Source organism: Amycolatopsis acidicola, from assembly GCF_007713735.2.
Taxonomy (GTDB): Bacteria; Actinomycetota; Actinomycetes; order Mycobacteriales; family Pseudonocardiaceae; genus Amycolatopsis_E; species Amycolatopsis_E acidicola.
In genome coordinates this window covers 114,796-134,763 of sequence record NZ_VMNW02000016.1, presented here as the reverse complement: position 1 = coordinate 134,763, position 19,968 = coordinate 114,796, and the positions used below count along the sequence as shown (strand labels likewise).

Here is a 19,968-nt window from a genome sequence, read left to right as displayed (position 1 = left end):
GGACAGAGGGGCCGGACAGAGGGCCGGACGGAGCGGACCGCACGAGGCGGTGAACCGCGCGGACAGAACCACCACAACAAGCCCGGAGACACGCCGTCGAGGCTCAGGACGGGTGGCGGCGCAGCCGGACCCGGTACGAGTAGTGCTCCGGCAGGAAATGACTGATCGCCAGTTCGACCGGGTTGCCGCTGGAAGCCAGGTACAGCCGGTCGATCCGCAGCAGCGCCCGGTCCACCGCGCACCCCAGTCGTTCGGCGATCGTAGGGCCGGCGAGGCCGACGGTGACGCTTTGCTCGGCCTCGGCGATCGGGTCCGGGAGACGGCCTTCGAGCAGGCCGATGATCGTCGCGCGGCTGGACGTGGCTGGTTCGGTCAGCTCGGGCGCCGATTCAAGCAGCCTGCCCACCTCCGGCGTCAGAAACACCGTGGTCGAACAGAACGGCACGCCCTCGTGCAGGCGCAGGAACGCCAGCTCGAACACCCTGTCCGACTCCAGCCGAAGGCGGCCGGCCGCGTCGAGATCGATCCGGGGGCGCAGCGGCGACACGAGGCGCATCTCGGTGTCCACCGACAGCGCCATCAGGTCCTCGATCGAACCGAACTGCCGCAGGTACCGCCCGTCCGGCCGGGCCGCGAAAGTGCCGCGCCCCGGCACGCGGTGGACCAGGTTCTCCGCCACCAGATCCTGGAAGGCGCGGCGCACGGTCTGCCTGCTCACCCGGTGCGTCTCCGCCAGCTCGCTTTCCGTCGGCAGGCGCACGCCCTCGGGGAACTCCCCGCGCAGGATCGCCTCCCGCAACTCCCGCGCCAGCCGCACGTAGGCGCTGTCCATCGGGTATTTGTACGGCCAAATCCGAAGCCGGTCAATGGTTGTGGTTGACGAAGAAGCGGTACGCGTTCGAAACTAGGCGCAGGATTTGTACGGCCGAACGCGAGGGAGTGGCATGGACCTGGCCGGATACGTGACGGACTGGCACCCGGGGCCGGTGCGCGCGACCGACGAACTACCACCGGGGCCCGCGGGCGCGCTGGCCGCGGTCTTCGACCAGGCCCCGCTCGACGGCCCGCTCCCACCGCTGTGGCACTGGCTGTACTTCCTCGACTGGCCGGCTCAGGCAGAGCTGGGCGACGATGGCCATCCGCGTGACGGGCACTTCCTCCCGCCGATCCCGGACCGCCGCCGCATGTTCGCGGGCGGGCGGCTCGAGGTGCGCCGGCCGCTGGAGCTGGGCAAGACCGCCGAGAAGGTGAGCACGCTCGGCGAGGTCGCCGTCAAGCAGGGGCGCACCGGCGAGATGATGTTCGTGACCGTGCGCAGCGAGTTCAGCCAGGGCGGCGAGCTGCGCGTGGTGGAGGAGCAGGACATCGTCTACCGCTCCGGCGAGGACGAGCGCCGCGGCGGGATGCTCCAGTTGGACAGCGCGGACGCGCCCGAGTCGGACGCCGCGTGGCAGCTCGGCAAACGCCCCGACTCGCGCCTCCTCTTCCGGTACAGCGCGCTCACGGCGAACGCGCACCGCATCCACTACGACGAGCCGTACGTGACCGGCGTCGAGGGCTATCCCGGCCTTGTGGTGCACGGGCCGTTGCTCGTGATGCTGATGCTGGAACTGGTACGCGACCGGTCCGTCCGCTCCCTTTCCTATCGCTTGCGCAAGCCGTTGTTCGCGGGTGAACACCTGCGGGCGCTCGGTGATCCGGCGGGCGAAGGGGTCACGTTGCGGATCGCGTCGGCGCGCGACGAACGGCACGCCACGGCCGAAGTGAGGTTCGCATGATCGCCGCGGGCCGGGCGTTTCTGTTCGTACCCGGCAATCGCGCGGAGCGGTTCGCCAAGGCCGCGGCGGCCGGGGCGGACGGGGTGATCCTGGACCTGGAGGACGCCGTCGCCGACGCGGACAAGGATGCTGCCCGCGCCGCTGTCGACGAGTGGCTATCCGCCGGCAACGAGGGAATCGTGCGGATCAACGGCGCGACGACGCCGTGGTTCGACGCCGATCTGGCGCTCGTGGTGAAGCACAAGTGCCCGGTGGTGGTGCCGAAAGCCGAGGACCCGGGCGTGCTCGGCGGGATCGACGCCCCGTTGCTGCCGATCATCGAGACCGCGCGGGGCGTCGAAGCGGCGACGGCGGTGTGTTCGGCGCACAACGTCGTCCGCGTCGCGTTCGGCAGTGTGGATCTGGCGACGGAGCTGGGCATCCAGCACGACGACCGGCTCGCCCTCGCTTACACCCGCTCGCGGCTGGTGATGGCGAGCGCCGCGGCGGGGATCGCGCCGCCGCTGGACGGGGTGACGACGAATCTCACCGACGAGGCCGTGCTCGACGAGGACATCCGGCACGCGCGGCGGCTCGGGTTCGGCGGCAAGCTGTGCATCCATCCGCGGCAGGTCGCGGTGGTGCGTACGGGTTTCGCGCCGTCGGAGGAGGAGCTGGACTGGGCGCGCAAGATACTCGAGGCCGGGGATTCGGCGGTGGCGGTCGACGGGCAGATGGTGGACCGGCCCGTGGTGGAACGCGCGCGGCGGTTGCTCGCGCAGGCCTGAGAGTGTCCGAACGGGAGGAGGCCGGGTGGAGACAGCGGAGTTCCAGGCCGTGCTCGGGGCAGTGCGGGACTTGGTGCGCAAGGAAGTCGTCCCGCGGGAGGACGAGATCGAGGAGCGCGACGAGATCCCGCGGGAGATCCGCCGCAAGTCCGCCGACATGGGGTTGTTCGGCTGGGCGTTGCCGCAGCGCTACGGAGGCCTCGGGCTGTCCATGAGCGAGGACGTGCGCCTGGCCTTCGAGCTCGGCTACACCACGCCCGCGTTCCGGTCGATGTTCGGGACCAACAACGGCATCGCCGGGCAGGTTCTCGTCGGCTATGGCACGGACGAGCAGCGCGAGAAGTGGTTGCCCCGGCTGGCATCCGGTGACGTGGTGGCCTCCTTCGCGCTCACCGAGGCCGAGGCGGGCTCCGACCCCAGCGGCATGACCACCAGCGCCCGGCGCGATGGCGATGACTACGTCCTCAACGGCACCAAGCGGTTCATCACGAACGCCCCGATCGCGGACCTGTTCGTCGTCTTCGCGCGCACGGACCCGCAGGCCACGGGCACGCGCGGGATTTCCGCGCTGCTCGTCGAGGCCGGCACGCCCGGCCTGACGGTCGGCCCGCGTGATCACAAGATGGGCCAGGCGGGCGCGTGGACCGCCGAGGTGTTCTTCGACGACGCGCGCGTGCCGGCCTCCTCGCTGGTCGGCGGTAAGGAAGAAGAGGGCTTCCACGCGGCGATGGCGTCGCTGGCCCGGGGCCGCCTGCACATCGCGGCGATCTGCGTCGGGATGGCGGAACGCGCGCTGGAGGAGATGGTCGGCTACGCCGCCACGGCCCGCCAGGGCGGCCATCCGATCGGTGACCACCAGCTGGTGCAGGCCCACCTGGCCGAGTCCAAGGCCGAATGCGCCGCGGGTCGCGCGCTCGTGCTGGACGCCGCCGCGAAGTACGACTCGGGCGAGGACACCAAGGTCGGCCCGTCCTGCGCGAAGCTCTTCTGCAGCGAGATGGTCGGCCGGGTCACCGACCGCGCGGTGCAGGTGCACGGCGGCTCCGGCTACATCCGTGGCGTGACGGCGGAACGACTCTTCCGCGACGCCCGGCTGTTCCGCATCTACGAGGGCACCAGCGAAGTCCAGAAGCTCGTCATCGCCAAGCAGCTCCTGCGAGACGCCCGGTGATGCCGCTCGACGGGATCACCGTCGTAGCGCTCGAACAGGCCGTCGCGGCGCCGTTCGCCACGCGTCAGCTGGCCGATCTCGGCGCCAGGGTCCTCAAGATCGAGCGCGTGGACGGCGGGGATTTCGCGCGCGCCTACGACACTTCGGTGCGCGGCATGGGGTCGCATTTCGTGTGGCTCAACCGTGGCAAGGAATCCGTCGCGCTCGACGTCAAGAGTGACGAGGGTTCGGCTCTGCTGAAGGAACTCATCGCCCGCGCCGACGTGTTCGTGCAGAACCTCGCCCCGGGCGCGGCCGCGCGGCTCGGGCTGGCGGCGGAGACCCTGCGAGCCGAGCAGCCTGGCCTGATCGTGGTCGACATGTCGGGTTACGGCTCCTCCGGGCCGTACCGTGACCGCAAGGCCTACGACCTGCTGGTGCAGAGCGAAGCGGGGCTGGTGTCGATCACCGGCACGCCCGAAGCCCCGGCGAAAACAGGCGTGCCCACGGCGGATATCGCGGCCGGGATGTACGCCTACTCCGGCATTCTCTCCGCCCTGTTCCGCCGGCTGCGCACCGGCGAAGGCGCGCATCTGGAAGTGTCCATGTTGGACTCCGTCGCCGAGTGGATGGGCCACCCGCTCTACCTTTCCGCGCACACCGGACAACAGCCGCCGCGCACCGGGCTCAGCCATCCGATCATCGCCCCGTACGACGCGTATCCGACGGCGGACGGGGACGAGGTCCTGATCGGCATCCAGAACGACCGGGGCTGGGTGCGGCTGGTCACCGACGTCCTCGGCAGGCCGGAACTGGCCGAAGATCCCGAGTACGCAACGAATGTCGCCCGGGTGCGCAACCGCGCGAAGGTCGACGAAGCGGTTGCCGACGGCACGCGACGGTTCGACGCGGAGGAGCTGGTGCGCAGGCTCGACGAGGCGGGGATCGCATCGGCGCGGGTGAACTCGGTGCAGCAGCTGATCGCGCACCCTCAACTGTCCGAACGCGACAGATGGCGGCCGGTGCCGACTCCCGTGGGTGAGATCGACGCCCTGCTGCCGCCGGTCACGTTCGCCGACGTCGAGGCACGGATGGGCGCGGTGCCCGCGCACGGCGAGCACACGAGCGCGGTGCTGGCCGAGCTGGGGCGCGCCGGGGACGAAGCGGACCTGCGGGCCCGGGGGATCGTCGGGCCGTAGCTAGCGTCAGGGGTAGTACGGGCCCTGGCCCTGATCCCACTGGCGGGTGGGCGCCCAGTCGTTGCCGGCCGGACCCTGGCGCGGGGTCTGCTGCTGTTGCGCCGCGGCCCGGCGTAACGCGCTCTGCGCCACGCTGGTGATCAGCAGCGTGATCACCAGGCCGATGACGAGGTTGAGCAGCCCGGTCGCGATCTTGGCGTCCCATTTGACCGACAGGCTCAGCGGCAGCACGACGCCGATCAGCGTCAGCAGCACCATGATCCAGCCGAAGAACGTGGTCGGCCTCGGCGTCGCCAGCGCCAGCAGGTGCATCAGCCCCGTGGCCAGCAGCGCCGCGATGGCGGAACACACCGCGTACGTGGCCGTGTTGGCGTTGCCCCACAGGCCCGAGCCCTTCGGCGCGAGGATCGCCACGTCGGCGAGGCCGCGGGCGATGAGGATGCCGACGATGGCGACCAGCGCCGCGACGATCGCGGTCGCGCCGCCGCCGGCCCACAGCCGCGCCGGATCCGGCTTGAGCTGCTGGCTGTCCGTGTAGTCGCTCATCGCTTTCCTTCCCACGGCAGACGTCAGGCGTGGGCTACCCCGGGCTCACCGGCGGCAAACCAGCAGCAGTTGCAGGTGGCAGGCGAGCCGTTCGCGCGGGTCCTCGAGCGCCAGGCCGGACACGGCGGTGGCGCGGCGGATGCGGTGGCGGAGGGTGTTCTGGTGGACGTGCAGTTCCGCCGCCGCGGCACGGACATCGCCGAGCGCGTCGAGGTACGCGAGCAGGGACGGGACGAGTTCGGTGCCGTTCTCCTCGTCGTGGGCGAGGAGAACGGCGACGGCGGGATCGCGCAGGTCGGGGTTGGCCTCCAGCAGGGCGAGCGTTTCGCCGAGGAACACCTCGGCGCGCAGGTCGGCGATGGTCGCCATGTCCCGGCCCGGGGTGCGGGCCATCGTGGCCAGCACCCGGTCGGCCTCGGACCGCGAAGCGACGACTTCACCCAATGTGGGCACAGGGGAGCCGATACCGGCCTGCGCGCGCACGCCTGCCCGGCCGAGTACTTCCACGACGTGTTCGGCGAGCGCTTTCAACGCGGGTTCGGCTTGCTGCTGCGGCACTTCCGGCAGCACGGCGTACACGCGTGACCCGATCGTGCCGACCAGCGCGCCGCGGCGGTAGGACGTGGCGTGCACCGACACGACGTTGCCGATCTCCAGGCGGTGCAGCTCGTGCTCGGACTGGTCGTGCTCGATCTCGCGAGGCGCGACGGCGAGCACGATCGCGGGCGCGGTGGGGTCGAGACCGAGCTGCCCGGCGACAAGATCCGCGCTGACCTTGCCTTCCAGCAACCCTGTCACCAGGTCGTCGTGCGAGCGCAGGGGAGACCCGCGCCGCCGGAGCAGGTGTACTGCCGCCATCCGCGCGGCGCCGAGGAGCGCGCGTTCGGCCTGCCCGGCGAAGGGCTGTTTTCCTTCCTGTACCCAGATCGCGCCGAGGTGCTGGGCGCCCGCGCGGATGCCGACCGCGAGGCGGCGGCGGATGCCCAGCTCCGGCCGTTCCTCGACCAGCACCACGTCCTCGCCCGCGCGCAACCGGCCGAAGACGCCCCATTCCCGCAGCAGCGCCAGGTACTGCTCCGGGCCTTCCCAGCCGAGGATGGACAGGCGGCGCAGTTCGTCGATGTCGTCGTCGGAACGCGAGTACGCCAGGACCCTGTTGCCCGCGTCCTCGATGCTGACGCTTCCGCCCGTGAGCACCGCGACTGTCTGCGCGAGGGAGAACAGGTCGCCCTTCTCCGCGTCGGACTCCACGGCGGCGCTGTCGAGGACCTCCCGTACCAGCGTCTGAAGGTGATCCCAGCGCACGTCGGGCCGCACCGTCAGCAGCGCGATACCCGCGTCCTCGGCTGTGGCGCGCAACGCGTCGGGCTTGCCCTTCACCGCGACAGCGGACGCGCCCGCGCGCGCGGCGACTCGTACGTATCGCACCGCTTCGCGGCCGCGCGCGCCGATCACGAGGACCAGCTCGTCCGGGCAGGCGGCGAGCTCGTCGTCCGGGTCGAGGATCGCGACCCCGCGCACGGGCACGTCGAGGCTGCCCGCGCCGGGGTTCAGCAGCGGTTCCCCGACCGCGAGCAGCAGCTGTCGCAGGTTCATCGCACCTTGTCCAATCGAACAACGATCCTGCCTCAACGGTAGCCGATCGGCCAACCTCAGGAGTCGATTCGCTGCCTAACCTTTGGGCTATGGACGCGATCACGCACCCGCCCGCGCCGCGCAACGAAGCCGCACGGGAGTACGCCCCGCACAGTCCCGAACGCGCGAACCTGACCGCGAAGCTCGCCGAGCTCGCCAGCACCCGGTTCGAGCTGACTTCGACGATCGACGGCGAGCAGCGAATGGCCGGTGGCGCGCCCATCGACGTCGTCCAGCCGCACAACCACGCGCACGTGCTGGGCACCATGCGCAACGCCACGCACGAAGACGCGAAGGCCGCCGTCGCCGCCGCGCTGCGGGCCGGTGAGTCGTGGCGTGCGTTGCCGTTCGACGAGCGCGCGGCCGTGTTGTTGCGCGCGGCCGACCTGCTCTCGGGCCCGTGGCGCGACACCCTCAACGCCGCGACGATGCTCGGCCAGTCCAAGACCGCCGTGCAGGCGGAAATCGACTCCGCGTGCGAGCTGGCCGACTTCTGGCGGTTCAACGTGCACTTCGCGCGCCAGATCCACGAGCAGCAGCCGCAGAGCAGCCCGGGCGTGTGGAATCGCCTGGACTACCGGCCGCTGGAGGGGTTCGTCTACGCCGTGACCCCGTTCAACTTCACCGCCATCGCGGGTAATCTGCCGACCGCGCCCGCGCTGATGGGCAACACGGTGATCTGGAAGCCGTCGCCGACTCAGGGGCTCGCGGCGCATTTGACGTTGCGGCTGCTGGAAGAAGCCGGCCTGCCGCCGGGCGTCATCAACCTCCTCACCGGCGACGGGCTCGCGGTTTCCGACGTGGTGCTCGCCGACCCGGCGCTCGCCGGGATCCATTTCACCGGCTCCACCAAGACGTTCCAGCGGCTGTGGTCCACGGTGGGCGCGAATATCTCGCAGTACCGGGGTTACCCGCGCATCGTGGGTGAGACCGGGGGCAAGGACTTCGTGGTCGCGCACGCGTCGGCCGACGTGGACGTGCTCCGCACGGCGCTGGTCCGCGGGGCGTTCGAGTTCCAGGGGCAGAAGTGCTCGGCGGCCTCGCGGGCGTTCGTCCCGCGTTCGGTGTGGGCGCGGCTCAAGGACGACCTGCTGTCCGAAGTGGACTCCCTCGCGATGGGCGACGTCACCGACTTCCGCCACTTCCTCGGCGCGGTGATCGACCGGCGTTCCTTCGACAAGCTCGACGGGGTGCTGAAGGCGGCGCACGCGGACCCGGGCCTGGACGTGCTCGCCGGTGGCACGGCCGACGCGTCCGAGGGCTTTTTCGTGCGCCCCACGGTGATCGAGGGCGACGACCCGGCGAACGACGTGTTCAGCACCGAGTTCTTCGGGCCGATCCTCGCCGTGCACGTCTACGAGGACGGCGACTACGACCGTGTGCTGCGTCAGGTGGACGAGGGCGCGCCCTACGGGCTGACCGGTTCGATCATCGCCACCGACCGGGCCGCCGTGCGGCAGGCGAGTGAGGCGCTGCGGTTCGCCGCCGGCAACTTCTACGTCAACGACAAACCGACCGGTGCCGTTGTGGGGCAACAACCTTTCGGCGGGGCGCGCGCGTCGGGCACCAACGACAAGGCGGGTTCGATCTACAACCTGCTGCGCTGGGCCAGTCCCCGCACCATCAAGGAGACGTTCGTGCCGCCGACGTCGTCGGGCTACCCGCACCAAGGCTAGGAGAACGCTCATGTTGCGCTCGGTGCTCAGTTCCGCCGCCCGTTCGCCGTCGTGGCGCAGGCTGGCCGAGAACACCGCGGTCGTGCGGCCCGTGGTGAACCGGTTCGTGGCGGGCGCGGGGGTGGAGGACGCGATCCGCGTCTGCCGGGAACTGGCCGGGGACAGGCTGGTCTCGCTCGATCACCTCGGTGAGGACACCCTCGAGCGCGAGCAGGCGACGCGGACCGTCGACGCGTATCGCACCGTGTTGCGGCGCCTCGGCGACGAGGGGCTGGCGGCCCGCGCGGAGGTTTCGGTGAAGCTTTCCGCGCTGGGCCGTGCCCTGCCCGTGGACGGCGAGAAGATCGCGCTGGAGAACACCCGGCTGATCTGCGAGGCGGCGGCCGCAGTCGGCACGATGGTCACGGTGGACATGGAGGACCACACCGCCACCGATTCGACGCTGTCCGTCGTGCGGGCGTTGCGGGCGGATTTCCCGGACACCGGAACGGTCCTGCAGGCGTACCTCAGGCGGACGGAGGCCGACTGCGCGGACTTCGCCGGGCCGGGTTCGCGGATCCGGCTGTGCAAGGGCGCCTACGACGAACCGGGCTCGGTCGCGTTCCGACGGAAGTCCGAAGTGGACGCTTCCTACGTCCGGTGTCTCAGGGTTCTCATGCAGGGCAAGGGATATCCGATGGTCGCGACGCACGATTCGCGGCTGATCGACCTCGCGGGCGAGCTGGCGGGGCGGACCGGGGCCGACTTCGAGTACCAGATGCTCTACGGCATCCGGCCCGCCGTGCAGGAGCAGCTCGCCGCGCAGGGCCGCAAGATGCGGGTGTACGTGCCTTACGGCACCGAGTGGTACCCGTATTTCGTGCGGCGGCTGGCGGAACGGCCCGCGAACGTGGCGTTCTTCCTGCGGGCGCTCATGAATCGCCGAGGCGGTACACGGTAAGCGCCCGCGGGCGTTTGCCGATCCTGGCCTCCGGGGCGATCGGCTTGTACTCGCCGTCGAGGGTCAGCCGCAGGGAACCGCCGGGGGAGTGGACGTCGATCTCCCCGGCGGTGGTGCCCTCGTACGGCTTGGCCCAGCGGAGCGTGCCGGTGAGCACGGCCAGCATCACGCGCGTGCGGGCGAACGGGCTTTCCGCGTCGACGATCCGGATGTCGAGCAGCCCGTCGTCCAGCTCGGGCCGGGACGTGGGGGCGAAGCCTGTCGGCAGGTAGCGGCCGTTGCCCGCGAACATCATCCAGACCGTGCGGCGGCGCCCGTTCACGAGCAGTTCCTGCGGCTTCGCGCGGCGCAGCACGTGGACCAGCCCGACGAGCATCGCCGGCCACTTGCCCAGCCTGCGTTCCCACTTGTCGCGGTAGCGCACCAGGTCCGTGTACAGCCCGGTGCTGCAGGTGTTCACGAACACCTCGTCCCCGGCGGAACCGAGGTCGACCTCGATGGCGCTGCCCTCCTGCAGCGCGCTCACCGCCTGGTCCGCGTTCTCGACCCCGAGGTCGCGGGCGAAGTGGTTCAGCGTGCCGGCGGGGATGACGAGCAGCGGGACTCCTTGGTCCGCGGCGGTTTTCGCGGCGAGGTTGATCGTGCCGTCACCCCCGGCGACGCCGAGGACACGGGCCCGGCGCGCGGCGTCCGCGAAGACGCCGGGAAGGTCGTCCTGGGGTTCGGGCTCGACCACTTCGGCGTCGGGTAAGCGCTTTCGCAGCGCGTTGAGCACCGCGCCGTCGGCGCTGCCCGCGGAGCCGTTGACGATGACCACGACGCCTTCGCCGGTCTGCGACGCGATCGCCTGCACCTGCTTCGCGCGTGCGGGCCCGGGCGTGGTGCGGGGCCACCACCACAACGTCAGCAGCCCGGCGCCGAGGCCGATCGCCGTGCCTGCCAGGACATCCGACGGGTAGTGCACGCCCGTGACGACGCGGGACGCGGCGACTCCGGCGGCGACCGCCCCGACCGGCGCGGCGAGCGCGGGCCATTCGAGCGCGACCCCGGTGGCGAACGCGGCGGCCGACGCGGAATGCCCGGACGGGAAGGAGGTGGTGATCGGCGCGCGGCTGAGCCTGCGGGCGATCGGGGTGTGTTCGAGGGACGGGCGCGGCCTGCGGACGGCGCGTTTGCTCACCACGTTCGCGGCGACGCTGGCGACGCCGATGGACACCATGCCGCGCAGCGCCGCCCGCCGCGCGCGCCTGTTGCCGCTGACCGCGAGCGCCGCGCTGGTGCCCCACCAGAGGCGGGAGTAGTTGGCCGCGCGGCCGAGCCGGGGGAGCACATCGGTCACCGGACGCGGTTTGCTGGCCGTCACGCGCCGCAGGATCCAGCGGTCCGCCTCGGAGAGTCTTCGCCACATGGTCGTCCAGCCTACGGAAGAACTGCCACACTCGTCGGGTGAAGAAGCGCCGCCCGGTCTCGTCCTCGGTGATCAGCGCGGTGGGCTATGACCCGGTGCGGCGCGTGCTGGAGGTGGAGTTCCACAACGGAAGCGTGTACTCCTACGACGGCGTGGAGCCCCTGGTGTTCGAACAGTTCCTCGGCGCGCCGTCCAAGGGCCGGTACTTCAACCGCTGGATCGCGGACCGGTATCCGTTCGACCGGCTGGACTGAGGCCCGGCACGTCCGCGAGGTGACGCGTTCCGTGGCCTTGCGGGTACTTCCCAACTCCGGCGGGACGACGGAGCTCCTTGCCCGGCGATGAAGGAGACCTGCAAGCGGATGTCCTTTGCCTGCACTGGAGTTCCAGCTTCGCGCAGCCGTTTTCCCTCTTCGCGCAGGTCCGTGTCGAAGCCGCGCGCGAAAGCCGTTCTTGCCGCAGAATCTTTCGATGTGAGCAGCGGGGAACCGGGCTGGGCGCCCGAACCGGGCGGTCCGTTGGCGGGGTTGCGCGTGGCCACCTGTGGTCCGGGGGCGGCGGTGTGGCACGCGGGCCGGTTGCTCGCGTCGCTGGGGGCGACGGTGTGGTCCGGTTTCTGGCCGGAAGCGGATGGGGTCATCGACGCTGTCGGCGCCGTGGCGCCCACGTGGTCCGGTCCGGCGGTGCGCACAGTGGACACGACCGCGGTCGAGGACTGGGCGTCGTGCGGGGCGATGGCGCTGACCGGGCGCGACAACGGCCCTGCGCTGCGTACGCCGGGGCAGCCCGCGAGCGCGGCGTGGGGAGCGTTGCTCGCCACCGAACTGCTCGGCCGCATCGGGGGCCGCGCGGTGGTCCTGCCGGGCCCGCGCGTGCTGGCCGAACGCGCCGCTATCGCCGGAAGGGGCCGTAGCGCGCCGTCGTCCGTCAGCGGCGCCTTCCGGATGCTGCGCGCCGCGGACGGCTGGGTGGGGCTGAACCTCGCGCGTTCCGCGGAGCTCCTGCCCTTGTGGCTGGGGGAAACGGTGCCGCTCGACGACCCGTGGCCCACCGTCACCGCAGCCGTCGCGCGGCGCGACGCGGCGAAGCTGGTGGTCGCGGCGCGGCGGATCGGGCTGCCGGCCGTGATGTCCACAAAGGACGATGAACAGCTGGTGGCGCGGGACCAGGCGGGCGAGACCTGGCCGTTCGTGCTGAACGGCGCGGTCCGGCGCGCGCGGCCCGGCGGCGGGCCGGTGCGTGTGGAGCCGAGGCGGTGGCGGCTGCCGTCGACGCTCGTCGTCGACCTGTCTTCGTTGTGGGCGGGGCCGTTGTGCGCGAACCTGCTGGGCACGCTCGGCGCCCGGGTCGTGAAGGTGGAGGACAGCCGGGTGCCCGACCCGGCGCGCTTCGGGCCGCCCGGGTTCTTCGACCTGCTCCACGGCGGGCACGAGTCCGTCGCGCTCGATTTCGGGACCCCGCAAGGACGAGCGGCACTCGACCGGCTCGTCGACGCGGCGGACGTGGTGCTCGCGAACTACGCCCCGGTACCGGCCGAGCGTGTGCTGGCGCGCTCGCCGGGCAAGTGCTGGGTGAGCATCACCGCCTACGGGCGGACGGGGCCGTGGGCGCGGGTTCCCGGGTTCGGTGACGACTCGGCCGTGGCGGGCGGGCTGCTCGCCTTCGACACCGAGACGTGGACGGCCGCGCCCTGCGGGGACGCCATCGCCGCCCCGCTCGCCGGGGTCAACGCCGCTTTGGCCGCGCTCGCGTGCCGGCTCGCGGGCGGTACCTGGCTGGTCGATTTGGCGCTGCGGGAACAGGCGGCGGCAACGTTGGTACGCGCGCTCGAACCGGGCCCGACGCCCGCTGTCGCGTCGCCGGTCAGCCGGCGGCCGAGCCAGCCCGCGGCCACGCTGGGCGCGCACACCGAAGCGGTGCTCGCGGAGTTCCGCTGAGTCAGCGAACACCGGGCCGGTAACCCGTCCAGCGCCGGTCACCCAGCTTCATCAGATGCTCCAGCAACGTGGCGAGCACCTGTTTCCCCGGCTCACGGCGGCGCGCGTCGCACAGCACCACCGGAATCCCGTCGTCGAGGTCGAGCGCCTCCCGTACTTCTTCGGCGTGGTACACCGGAGCGTGGTCGAAGCAGTTCACGCCCACGACGAACGGCACCTCGCGGCGTTCGAAGAAGTCGACCGCGGCGAAGCTGGTGTCGAGCCGGCGCGGGTCGGCGAGCACGACGGCGCCGAGCGAACCGCGCGCCAGCTCGTCCCACATGAACCAGAACCGCTCCTGTCCCGGCGTGCCGAACAGGTACAGCACCAGCTCCGGGTTGATCGTGATGCGGCCGAAGTCGATCGCGACCGTGGTGGTGGTCTTGCCGTCCAGCCCGGTCAGATCGTCCACGGTCGTCCCGGCGTCGGTGAGGACCTCCTCGGTGCGCAGCGGCCGGATCTCGCTCACCGCGCCGACCATCGTGGTCTTCCCGACGCCGAACCCGCCGGCGACGAGGATCTTCACCGCCGTCGCCAGCGCGGGACGCTCAGAGCCTACGGATGCCATCAAGGACCGCCTGGAGTAGTTGCCTGCTGGGAACCGCTGTGGTCGGCGGCGGTGGCCGGTGGATCAGGTGGCCGCGGTCGATGAGGTCGCTCAGCAGCACCTTCACCACCATCAGCGGCAGGTTCAGCAGCGCCGAAACCTCCGCGACCGAGCACGGCTCTTGGCACAGCCGCACGATCTCGGCCTGCTCCGGGCCGACGGCTTCGCGGATCTCCTCGCTCACCGCCACGACCAGCGTGATCAGCTCCAGGTCCGTGCGCGCGGGGCGGCTGCGCCCGCCGGTGAGCAGATACGGCCGCACCAGCGGGGAGTCGTCGCCCGGGTACCTCTCCATCGGGCTCATCGGCGGTCATCAGGACCGCCGCCCGGGACGCCCGCCGCGCGAGCCGGCGCCGACATCGCCACGCCGACCCGTTTGACCAGCCGGTTCATCTCGTAGGCGACCAGCCCGAGATCGGCGTCGTCGGAGGCCAGCGTGGCCAGGCACGAGCCGTTCCCGGTGGCCATCACGAAGAGGAAGGCCTCGTCCATCTCCACCAGGGTCTGCCGGACCCCGCCGCCGCGGAAATGCCGGGCGGCGCCGCGGGAAAGGCTCTGGAAGGCCGACGCCATCGCGGCGAGATGCTCACCGTCCTCTTCGGACAGTTCGCGGGAGCGGCCCATCAGCAGGCCGTCCGCGGAGAGCAGCACCGCCCTGTCGATCGGCGCCACCCGGTCGACGAAATCGTCGAGCAGCCAGTCCAGGTCCGGGGTTCGCGTCTTCTGTTCCACTCGTTCCTCGTCTCCGCGGCCTGGCTCAGCCATGCCGGTTGTCGTCGGCGGCCCGGCCACGGCGGGTGCCGTCCTGGAAGGCGGCCATCAGGTTCCGCGCTTCGGCGGCGGTCGTGTCCTGGGCGCTGGCGCTCCCCGGTTCGGGGAGGTCCTGCAGTTCAGGAGCCAGGTTGGCTTGGCGCCGGCGTTTCGGCAGCGCGGGCCTGGTGTCGGAAGGCGGCAGCGCCGGCCACGCCGGCCCGCCCTCGGGCAGCGTCGCCACCTTCACTCGCGGCAGCGCTTCGGGTTCCGCGGACGCGCCGTTGCGGTCGGCCCCCGGCTGGGCGGGCACCGGCGTTTCGAACCAGTCGGTGTGCCCGTCCGCGGCCGAGGACAGTGGTTTGGCCGCGGACAGCGCGCTGTCCGGGATCACGACCACCGTGCGGATCCCGCCGCAGGTCGACTCGAGCAGCCGGACCCGGATGCCGTGCCGCCGGGCCAGCCTGGCGACCACGAAGAACCCGATCCGCGAGTCACCGGTCAGCGCCAGCACACCGAAGTCCGGCGGTGCGGCGAACAGGTCGTTGTACCGTTCGCGTTCGTCCTCGGACATGCCGAGGCCCTGGTCCTCGATCTCGACCACCGCGCCCTTGCCGACCGGGTTGCCGCGCACTTCGATCCGGGATTCCGGCGGGGAGAACGCGATCGCGTTGTCGACCAGTTCGGCGAGCAGGTGCATCAGGTCCGCCACCGCGCGACCGGCGACGCGCAGCTGGGGGAGCCTGCCGAACGTGACCCGGTTGTACTGCTCGGTTTCCGCGACGGCGCCGCGCACGACGTCGAGCAGGCTCACCGCGGTACGCCATTGCCGGGTCAGCCCGCCGCCGCCGAGGACGATGAGGTTCTCGGCGTTGCGGCGCTCGCGGGTGCTGAGGTGGTCCAGCTGGTAGAGCAGCTCCATCTGGTCCGGGTCGTCGGCCGCGCGCTCGGCCTTGTCCAGCACCTGAAGCTGCCGGTGCACGACGGCCTGGCTGCGCCGGGCGATGTTGAGGAACACCGTGTTCGTGCCCTCCCGCAGCCGCGCTTCCTGCACGGCCGCGGTGACGGCCGCGCGCTGCGCTTTGCTGAACGCTTCCGCCACTTCGCCGATTTCGTCGTCTCCGTGATCCAGCCCGGGAACCGCGGCGGCCACGTCGATGTCCTCGCCGCGGCGGATACGGCCCACCACGCCGGGCAGCCGTTTGTCGGCTTCCAGCGTGTCCGCCCGCAGCCTGCGCAGGCGGCGCACCAGGTCGTTGCCCATGCGTAAGGCCAGCAGCAGCACGACGATCGCGAGCAGCAGGCTCGCCGCCGCAATGATGATCGAGCGCTTCAGCGTGTCGTCGGCATGGCGTTTTTCGGCCGCGGCCGCGGCGCTGCCGAGGTCGCCGAGCCCGATCCCGCTGATGGTGCTCGACACCTGCTGCACCGCGTCCTGCCATTGCTGGACGGTCACCGGGATCGATGGGGCCACCCCCGGTGGACTCGGGTTCGGGTCGTATCCCTGGCGGACCATGGCGTTCTCGGCGGTGCCGAGCAGGCTCCAGTCCGAAGAGGACATCAGCGTGTCGATCTTTTGCTGCTGCGCGGCAGGAAGCTGCGGCCGGAGCCCCGCGAGGTCGGCCCGGTAGGCGCGGGCGAGCGATTCGTAGGCAGGCAGTTCGGCGGTGGTCAGCCCGCCGCCCTGGTAGGCCGCGAGCGCGAGGGAGTTGCTGCGGTCGGCCCAGTCCGACACCCGCATGAGGTCCGAAGCGGAAGAACGCAGCAGTGCCACGTCCTTGTCCGTCGAATCGCTGCCGATGGCTTTCGCGGCCACGATCATCGAGTCGGCGATCGAGTCGAACGTGTCGTACACGGCCAGCCGCGACGCCTGGCCGGCGTCGATCCGCTGCCGGATCCCGGGAAGCTGGCCCATCGTCCGCACGAAGCCGGTGATCGCGTCGCGGGCGCCCGGTGGCATCGCGGCCGAGACCTCGGTGGAGATTTCGGCGAAGGCGCCGAGCAGCTGGTCGAACCCGGCGCGGGCTCCTTCGAGATCGGTCTTGTGATCAGGAGAGGGATCGGCGGCGTAGACGAGGCTCGCGCGGCGTTCCGCCGTCATGGCCGGCATGAACGGCACCGCGAGGCTGTATCCGCGGGTGAGCAGGTTCGCGGTGTCGCGCTGGCGGACCGCGGCGGTGATCAGGTAGGCGTTGATGCCGACGCCCGCGGCGAGCAGGACGAAACTGGGGATCAGCGCTATCGCGAGCACCCTGGCACGCAAGGAGATTCGGGACTTCCGCCGGTCGGCGGGCGGGGAAACCAGTTCCGCGATTTTCTTCTTCGTTGCATCGTGCACTTCGTTGCCTTCCGGCGAGAACGCTGGAGCGCCGCGTTCTCGCGCGATGAGGGGGGACAGGGGCAGCACCGGTCGGGGTAGTCAATTAACCCGCCCGGCGGCGCCACGTCCAGTCCGTCCGGCTGTATTCGTGGCATAACTTTGCGCGATCGGAACCTCAGCCGTACGGAGTATTCTCCTCGGGGCGAACCTCGCCTAGATTCCTTGTGCTGCCCGGAAGCCCGGTGTCCACAGTGGATCTTGTCGCGGGCCGTTTCAGAGAGCGAGGGAGTGCTTGGCGCGTCCGCTCTTCGCTTCGGCCACCGCGCGCAAGAACGCCGCGGCGGCCGCGCTGGTCTTCCCGGCGCTCACGCCCGCCGTCGCCCACGGCGGCACCGCACCGTCAAGGCCGAGGAAGGCGACCTCGTCCGTCTTGACCGAAAACGACTGCGGCACCAACGCGATCCCGAGCCCGGACGCGACGAGGTCGAGCAGCGAATGCACGTCGGTGACCTCCAGCGCGACCCGCCGTTCCACGCCCGCGGCGGCCAGCACCCCGTCGGCCAGCTCGCGGGAACCCCAGCCGGGGACGAAGTCCACGAAGCGCTCCCCATCGGCCTTCGCGAGATCCAGCCGGGCCTCGCTCGTGAACGGGTGCCCGAGCGGGCAGGCGAGCACGAGCGGTTCTTCGGCCAGTGGCGTCACGGTCAGGTCGGGGCACCGCTCCGGCCGCGCGACGAAGGCGAGATCCAGCTGCCCGCCCCGCACCTGCTCGATCAGCTCGGCGGAACCGCCGTGGCGCAGCTGGATGTCGAGCCCCGGATGCTCGGCGAGGAACCGTGCCAGCACCTTCGGCAGGTCGACCACGTGCAGGCACTGCAGCGAGCCGATCGCGAGGCTGCCGCGCAACAAGCCTTGTACAGCGGACACCGCTTCGCGCGCCGCGTCCGTCGCCGACAACGCGCGCCGCGCTTCGGTGAGGAAAGCCCGCCCGGCGGCGGTCAGCTCGACCTGGCGCGTGTTGCGGAGGAACAGGGACGCGCCCAGCTCCCGCTCCAGCGAGCGGATCGACGCGGACAGCCCGGACTGCGCCACCCGCAACCGCTTGGCGGCGCGGGTGAAGTGACATTCCTCCGCGACCGTGACGAAGTACTCGAGCTGCCTGAGCTCCACCGCTGACCACCCCGAACCGACCGGCACCGTTCCGCCAGGCAGCTTAATCGCGCGGCACCCGGGCGCGGCCACGCTCGCCTTGGCCCCTCCCGCGCGCGTGTTGGCCCCCGCCGTCGATGTGTTGGCCGCTCCGGCGGGCGTGTTGGCCCGCGCCGCCGGTGTGTTGGCCGCTCCGGCGGGCGTGTTGGCCCCCGCCGTCCATGTGTTGGCTGGCTGGCCGGATTGGTGAGTTGGGCCCTCCCGGCGGGTGTGTTGGCCCGTGGGGTCGATGTGTTGGCTGGCCGAGTCCGATGTGTTGGCCGGTGGCGTCGGTGGCTTGGCCTGCGGGGCCGGTGTGTTGGCCCGTGGCGTCGGTATGCAACTCGGCTGGCGGGGGCTTGTGTGTTGGCCACCGTCGGCGGCCAACACGCGCGCGGGAGGGGCCAACACGGCGACGGGAGGGGCCAACACACCGACGCGAGGGGCCAACACGCCAGAGGCGGCGAGCGTCACCGGGGGCGGCTGACGGTCTCCTCCCGGCCGGGCACCGACTCCACCCACGACAACAGCGCGCGGACGCCCGGCGGCATCGCCCCGTCGGCGACCACGGCGTGCGTCCGCTGGCGGCCGAAGTCCACGGTGATCTCGTAGGTCTGCGCGTCGGGCAGCGGCTCGCCGACGCCGGGCAGCGCGTCGAGCAGGCCCGCTTCACGGACCTTCCGGCCCAGGGTCTCGGCGTCGGCGGGCGCGAGCGCGTCGCTGTCGGCGACGGTGGTCACCACGAGCCCGGTGATCCCGCCGCCGCGCACGACCGTGACCTTCAGAGGACCCCGACCTCCTTCCAGCACGCGCGCACCACTTCGGCCTCCTTGTCACCGTACAGCTCGGTGGCGCTGGCGACCGTCGCCTCGGCGGCGGCCTTGAAATCCGAGCGCTCGGCCAGTTTCCTGGTCAGCGCGTCGTACCAGACCTTGCCCGCCACCTCCCACGAGTGCCCGCCCAGCCGGGTCGCCACGAGGTAGAACGCCTTGTTCGGGATACCGGAGTTGATGTGCACGCCGCCGTTGTCGCGCGCCGTGTGGTCGTAGTCCTTCATGTGCGCCGGCTGGTCGTCCATGTCATACGCGGTGCCGGGCTCCTTCATGGACCGCAACGCCTTGCCGTGCAACGCGCTCCCGAGCACGCCCGCGCCCACCAGCCAGTCGGCCTCGTCCGCGGTCTGCCCCGCCGCGTACTGCTTGCACATCGAGCCGAACGCGTCAGCCATGTGCTCGTTCAATGCGCCCGACTGGTCCTGGTAGCGCAGGCCCGCGGTGAACTGCACGACCCCGTGCGTGATCTCGTGCGCCACCACCGCCAGGTCCTTGGTCAGCGAGCCCACCGCCAGCACGCGGCCGCTGCCGTCGCCGTAGACCATCTGTAGCCCGTTCCAGAACGCGTTGTCGAACGCGGTTCCGAAGTGGACGGACGAGATCAGCTCCATCCCTTTCGCGTCCACGCTTTCCCGCGCGAAGATCTCGCGGTAGAAGTCGTGGGTGCGGTCGGCGTTGTCGAAGGCTTCGTTCACCGCCACGTCCGCGACCGGCCCCTCGCCCTCCTTGCGCTCGGGCTCGCCGGGCAGGTCCTCTTCCTCGCCGTGCGCCACGTCGTAGACGGACTTGCGTTCGCCGCTGTCCGGGGTGAGCGTCGCGAGCGCGGTGGAGTTCACCTGAAGTTGTTGCACCACTTGGGTGAAAGCCGTGCGCTGGGTGCGCAGCGCGGCCGAGGCCGCGATGGTGCGCAGCGCGGCGGCTCGTACCTCCGGGTCCTCTCGTTCCGCCAACCGGTCCAGTACCACCTGCGGCAGGATGAAACAGGGCGTCATCGGACCTCCTCCGTTCTTCGCCACGGGGTTCGGGCCGAAGCCGGCGTGACGCGGAGAAATCTCTGTGTAACAGGGAAAAATCGCGTTCCTCGGCAGTTCCCTCGCGAAAAGCCCAGTATGCGCCGGGGAAAGCGGCGGGCTAAGGGCCGAAGGGCCCCGATCCGCCGCGCCCCCGCTATCATGATCTCCGACGACTGGAGGAG

At 71.2% G+C, this 19,968-nt stretch carries 19 protein-coding genes; 8 read left to right on the top strand and 11 right to left on the bottom strand.

Annotated features, from left to right (window positions below):
• Positions 1-103: 103 nt before the first annotated feature.
• Positions 104-832, bottom strand: a complete 729-nt coding sequence (locus tag FPZ12_RS14245) for a GntR family transcriptional regulator (RefSeq protein ID WP_144745981.1) — start codon at positions 830-832, stop codon at positions 104-106.
• A gap of 112 nt (positions 833-944) precedes the next feature.
• Between FPZ12_RS14245 and FPZ12_RS14240 the strand changes: the two genes are divergently transcribed.
• The 4 genes from FPZ12_RS14240 to FPZ12_RS14225 are packed head-to-tail and all read left to right on the top strand — an operon-like array spanning position 945 to position 4,894.
• A complete protein-coding gene (locus FPZ12_RS14240) occupies positions 945-1,778 on the top strand; it encodes an HTD2 family dehydratase (protein WP_144745982.1) in 834 nt (277 codons plus the stop codon).
• The gene (locus tag FPZ12_RS14235) at positions 1,775-2,545 is read left to right on the top strand and encodes an HpcH/HpaI aldolase/citrate lyase family protein (protein WP_144745983.1); all 771 of its coding nucleotides are present in this window, start codon (positions 1,775-1,777) and stop codon (positions 2,543-2,545) included. Before FPZ12_RS14240 ends, FPZ12_RS14235 begins: the two co-directional genes overlap by 4 nt.
• A 25-nt stretch (positions 2,546-2,570) precedes the next feature.
• Positions 2,571-3,716, top strand: a complete 1,146-nt coding sequence (locus FPZ12_RS14230) for an acyl-CoA dehydrogenase family protein (protein WP_144745984.1) — start codon at positions 2,571-2,573, stop codon at positions 3,714-3,716.
• On the top strand, positions 3,716-4,894 hold the full coding sequence (locus tag FPZ12_RS14225; protein ID WP_144745985.1) for a CaiB/BaiF CoA transferase family protein: 1,179 nt from the start codon (positions 3,716-3,718) through the stop codon (positions 4,892-4,894). Before FPZ12_RS14230 ends, FPZ12_RS14225 begins: the two co-directional genes overlap by 1 nt.
• A 6-nt stretch (positions 4,895-4,900) precedes the next feature.
• On the opposite strand, the gene FPZ12_RS14220 is transcribed toward FPZ12_RS14225, so the two are convergent.
• Together FPZ12_RS14220 and FPZ12_RS14215 are read right to left on the bottom strand one after the other, a co-directional pair.
• Complete coding sequence (locus FPZ12_RS14220) at positions 4,901-5,440, bottom strand: DUF6069 family protein (protein WP_243769834.1); 540 nt, start codon at positions 5,438-5,440, stop codon at positions 4,901-4,903.
• A gap of 45 nt (positions 5,441-5,485) precedes the next feature.
• Positions 5,486-7,036 (bottom strand): PucR family transcriptional regulator, encoded by a 1,551-nt coding sequence (locus FPZ12_RS14215; protein ID WP_144745986.1) that lies wholly within the window; start codon positions 7,034-7,036, stop codon positions 5,486-5,488.
• Positions 7,037-7,125: 89 nt separating this feature from the next.
• On the opposite strand from FPZ12_RS14215, the gene pruA reads away from it, so the two are divergent.
• The gene (gene pruA / locus FPZ12_RS14210) at positions 7,126-8,751 is read left to right on the top strand and encodes an L-glutamate gamma-semialdehyde dehydrogenase (protein ID WP_144745987.1); all 1,626 of its coding nucleotides are present in this window, start codon (positions 7,126-7,128) and stop codon (positions 8,749-8,751) included.
• Between the two features lie 10 nt (positions 8,752-8,761).
• Positions 8,762-9,691, top strand: coding sequence for a proline dehydrogenase family protein (locus FPZ12_RS14205; protein ID WP_144745988.1), 930 nt, complete (start codon positions 8,762-8,764; stop codon positions 9,689-9,691).
• Here the strand turns inward: FPZ12_RS14205 and FPZ12_RS14200 are convergent.
• A complete protein-coding gene (locus FPZ12_RS14200) occupies positions 9,663-11,099 on the bottom strand; it encodes a bifunctional phosphatase PAP2/diacylglycerol kinase family protein (protein WP_144745989.1) in 1,437 nt (478 codons plus the stop codon). The two genes, FPZ12_RS14205 and FPZ12_RS14200, sit on opposite strands and share 29 nt — an antisense overlap.
• A 38-nt stretch (positions 11,100-11,137) precedes the next feature.
• Between FPZ12_RS14200 and FPZ12_RS14195 the strand changes: the two genes are divergently transcribed.
• Together FPZ12_RS14195 and FPZ12_RS14190 are read left to right on the top strand one after the other, a co-directional pair.
• On the top strand, positions 11,138-11,353 hold the full coding sequence (locus tag FPZ12_RS14195; protein WP_144745990.1) for a KTSC domain-containing protein: 216 nt from the start codon (positions 11,138-11,140) through the stop codon (positions 11,351-11,353).
• A 219-nt stretch (positions 11,354-11,572) separates the two neighbouring features.
• Entirely contained in the window at positions 11,573-13,036 is a 1,464-nt protein-coding gene (locus FPZ12_RS14190; protein WP_243769833.1) for a CoA transferase, read from the top strand.
• 1 nt (position 13,037) lies between these two features.
• On the opposite strand, the gene FPZ12_RS14185 is transcribed toward FPZ12_RS14190, so the two are convergent.
• The 7 genes from FPZ12_RS14185 to FPZ12_RS14155 form a co-directional block, all read right to left on the bottom strand.
• A complete protein-coding gene (locus FPZ12_RS14185) occupies positions 13,038-13,643 on the bottom strand; it encodes a GTP-binding protein (RefSeq protein WP_144745991.1) in 606 nt (201 codons plus the stop codon).
• Entirely contained in the window at positions 13,624-13,977 is a 354-nt protein-coding gene (locus FPZ12_RS14180) for a DUF742 domain-containing protein (protein WP_144745992.1), read from the bottom strand. Before FPZ12_RS14180 ends, FPZ12_RS14185 begins: the two co-directional genes overlap by 20 nt.
• 5 nt (positions 13,978-13,982) lie before the next feature.
• Entirely contained in the window at positions 13,983-14,447 is a 465-nt protein-coding gene (locus FPZ12_RS14175) for a roadblock/LC7 domain-containing protein (protein WP_144745993.1), read from the bottom strand.
• Positions 14,440-16,770, bottom strand: coding sequence for a sensor histidine kinase (locus tag FPZ12_RS14170; protein WP_144745994.1), 2,331 nt, complete (start codon positions 16,768-16,770; stop codon positions 14,440-14,442). The genes FPZ12_RS14175 and FPZ12_RS14170 overlap by 8 nt, the downstream gene beginning before the upstream one ends.
• Before the next feature lie 255 nt (positions 16,771-17,025).
• Positions 17,026-17,922, bottom strand: a complete 897-nt coding sequence (locus FPZ12_RS14165; protein ID WP_144745995.1) for a LysR family transcriptional regulator — start codon at positions 17,920-17,922, stop codon at positions 17,026-17,028.
• Between the two features lie 488 nt (positions 17,923-18,410).
• Positions 18,411-18,749, bottom strand: a complete 339-nt coding sequence (locus FPZ12_RS14160) for a protealysin inhibitor emfourin (RefSeq protein WP_144745996.1) — start codon at positions 18,747-18,749, stop codon at positions 18,411-18,413.
• Positions 18,722-19,765: a M4 family metallopeptidase gene (locus FPZ12_RS14155; protein ID WP_144745997.1), complete on the bottom strand. Its 1,044-nt coding sequence runs from the start codon at positions 19,763-19,765 to the stop codon at positions 18,722-18,724. The genes FPZ12_RS14160 and FPZ12_RS14155 overlap by 28 nt, the downstream gene beginning before the upstream one ends.
• Positions 19,766-19,968 lie beyond the last annotated feature (203 nt).

Coding starts and splice junctions, on each gene's coding strand:
- FPZ12_RS14245 (WP_144745981.1), bottom strand. CDS start 832: ATGGACAGCGCCTACGTGCGGCTGGCGCGGGAGTTGCGGGAGGCGATC.
- FPZ12_RS14240 (WP_144745982.1), top strand. CDS start 945: ATGGACCTGGCCGGATACGTGACGGACTGGCACCCGGGGCCGGTGCGC.
- FPZ12_RS14235 (WP_144745983.1), top strand. CDS start 1,775: ATGATCGCCGCGGGCCGGGCGTTTCTGTTCGTACCCGGCAATCGCGCG.
- FPZ12_RS14225 (WP_144745985.1), top strand. CDS start 3,716: ATGCCGCTCGACGGGATCACCGTCGTAGCGCTCGAACAGGCCGTCGCG.
- FPZ12_RS14220 (WP_243769834.1), bottom strand. CDS start 5,440: ATGAGCGACTACACGGACAGCCAGCAGCTCAAGCCGGATCCGGCGCGG.
- FPZ12_RS14215 (WP_144745986.1), bottom strand. CDS start 7,036: ATGAACCTGCGACAGCTGCTGCTCGCGGTCGGGGAACCGCTGCTGAAC.
- pruA (WP_144745987.1), top strand. CDS start 7,126: ATGGACGCGATCACGCACCCGCCCGCGCCGCGCAACGAAGCCGCACGG.
- FPZ12_RS14205 (WP_144745988.1), top strand. CDS start 8,762: ATGTTGCGCTCGGTGCTCAGTTCCGCCGCCCGTTCGCCGTCGTGGCGC.
- FPZ12_RS14200 (WP_144745989.1), bottom strand. CDS start 11,099: ATGTGGCGAAGACTCTCCGAGGCGGACCGCTGGATCCTGCGGCGCGTG.
- FPZ12_RS14185 (WP_144745991.1), bottom strand. CDS start 13,643: ATGGCATCCGTAGGCTCTGAGCGTCCCGCGCTGGCGACGGCGGTGAAG.
- FPZ12_RS14180 (WP_144745992.1), bottom strand. CDS start 13,977: ATGGAGAGGTACCCGGGCGACGACTCCCCGCTGGTGCGGCCGTATCTG.
- FPZ12_RS14175 (WP_144745993.1), bottom strand. CDS start 14,447: ATGGCTGAGCCAGGCCGCGGAGACGAGGAACGAGTGGAACAGAAGACG.
- FPZ12_RS14155 (WP_144745997.1), bottom strand. CDS start 19,765: ATGACGCCCTGTTTCATCCTGCCGCAGGTGGTACTGGACCGGTTGGCG.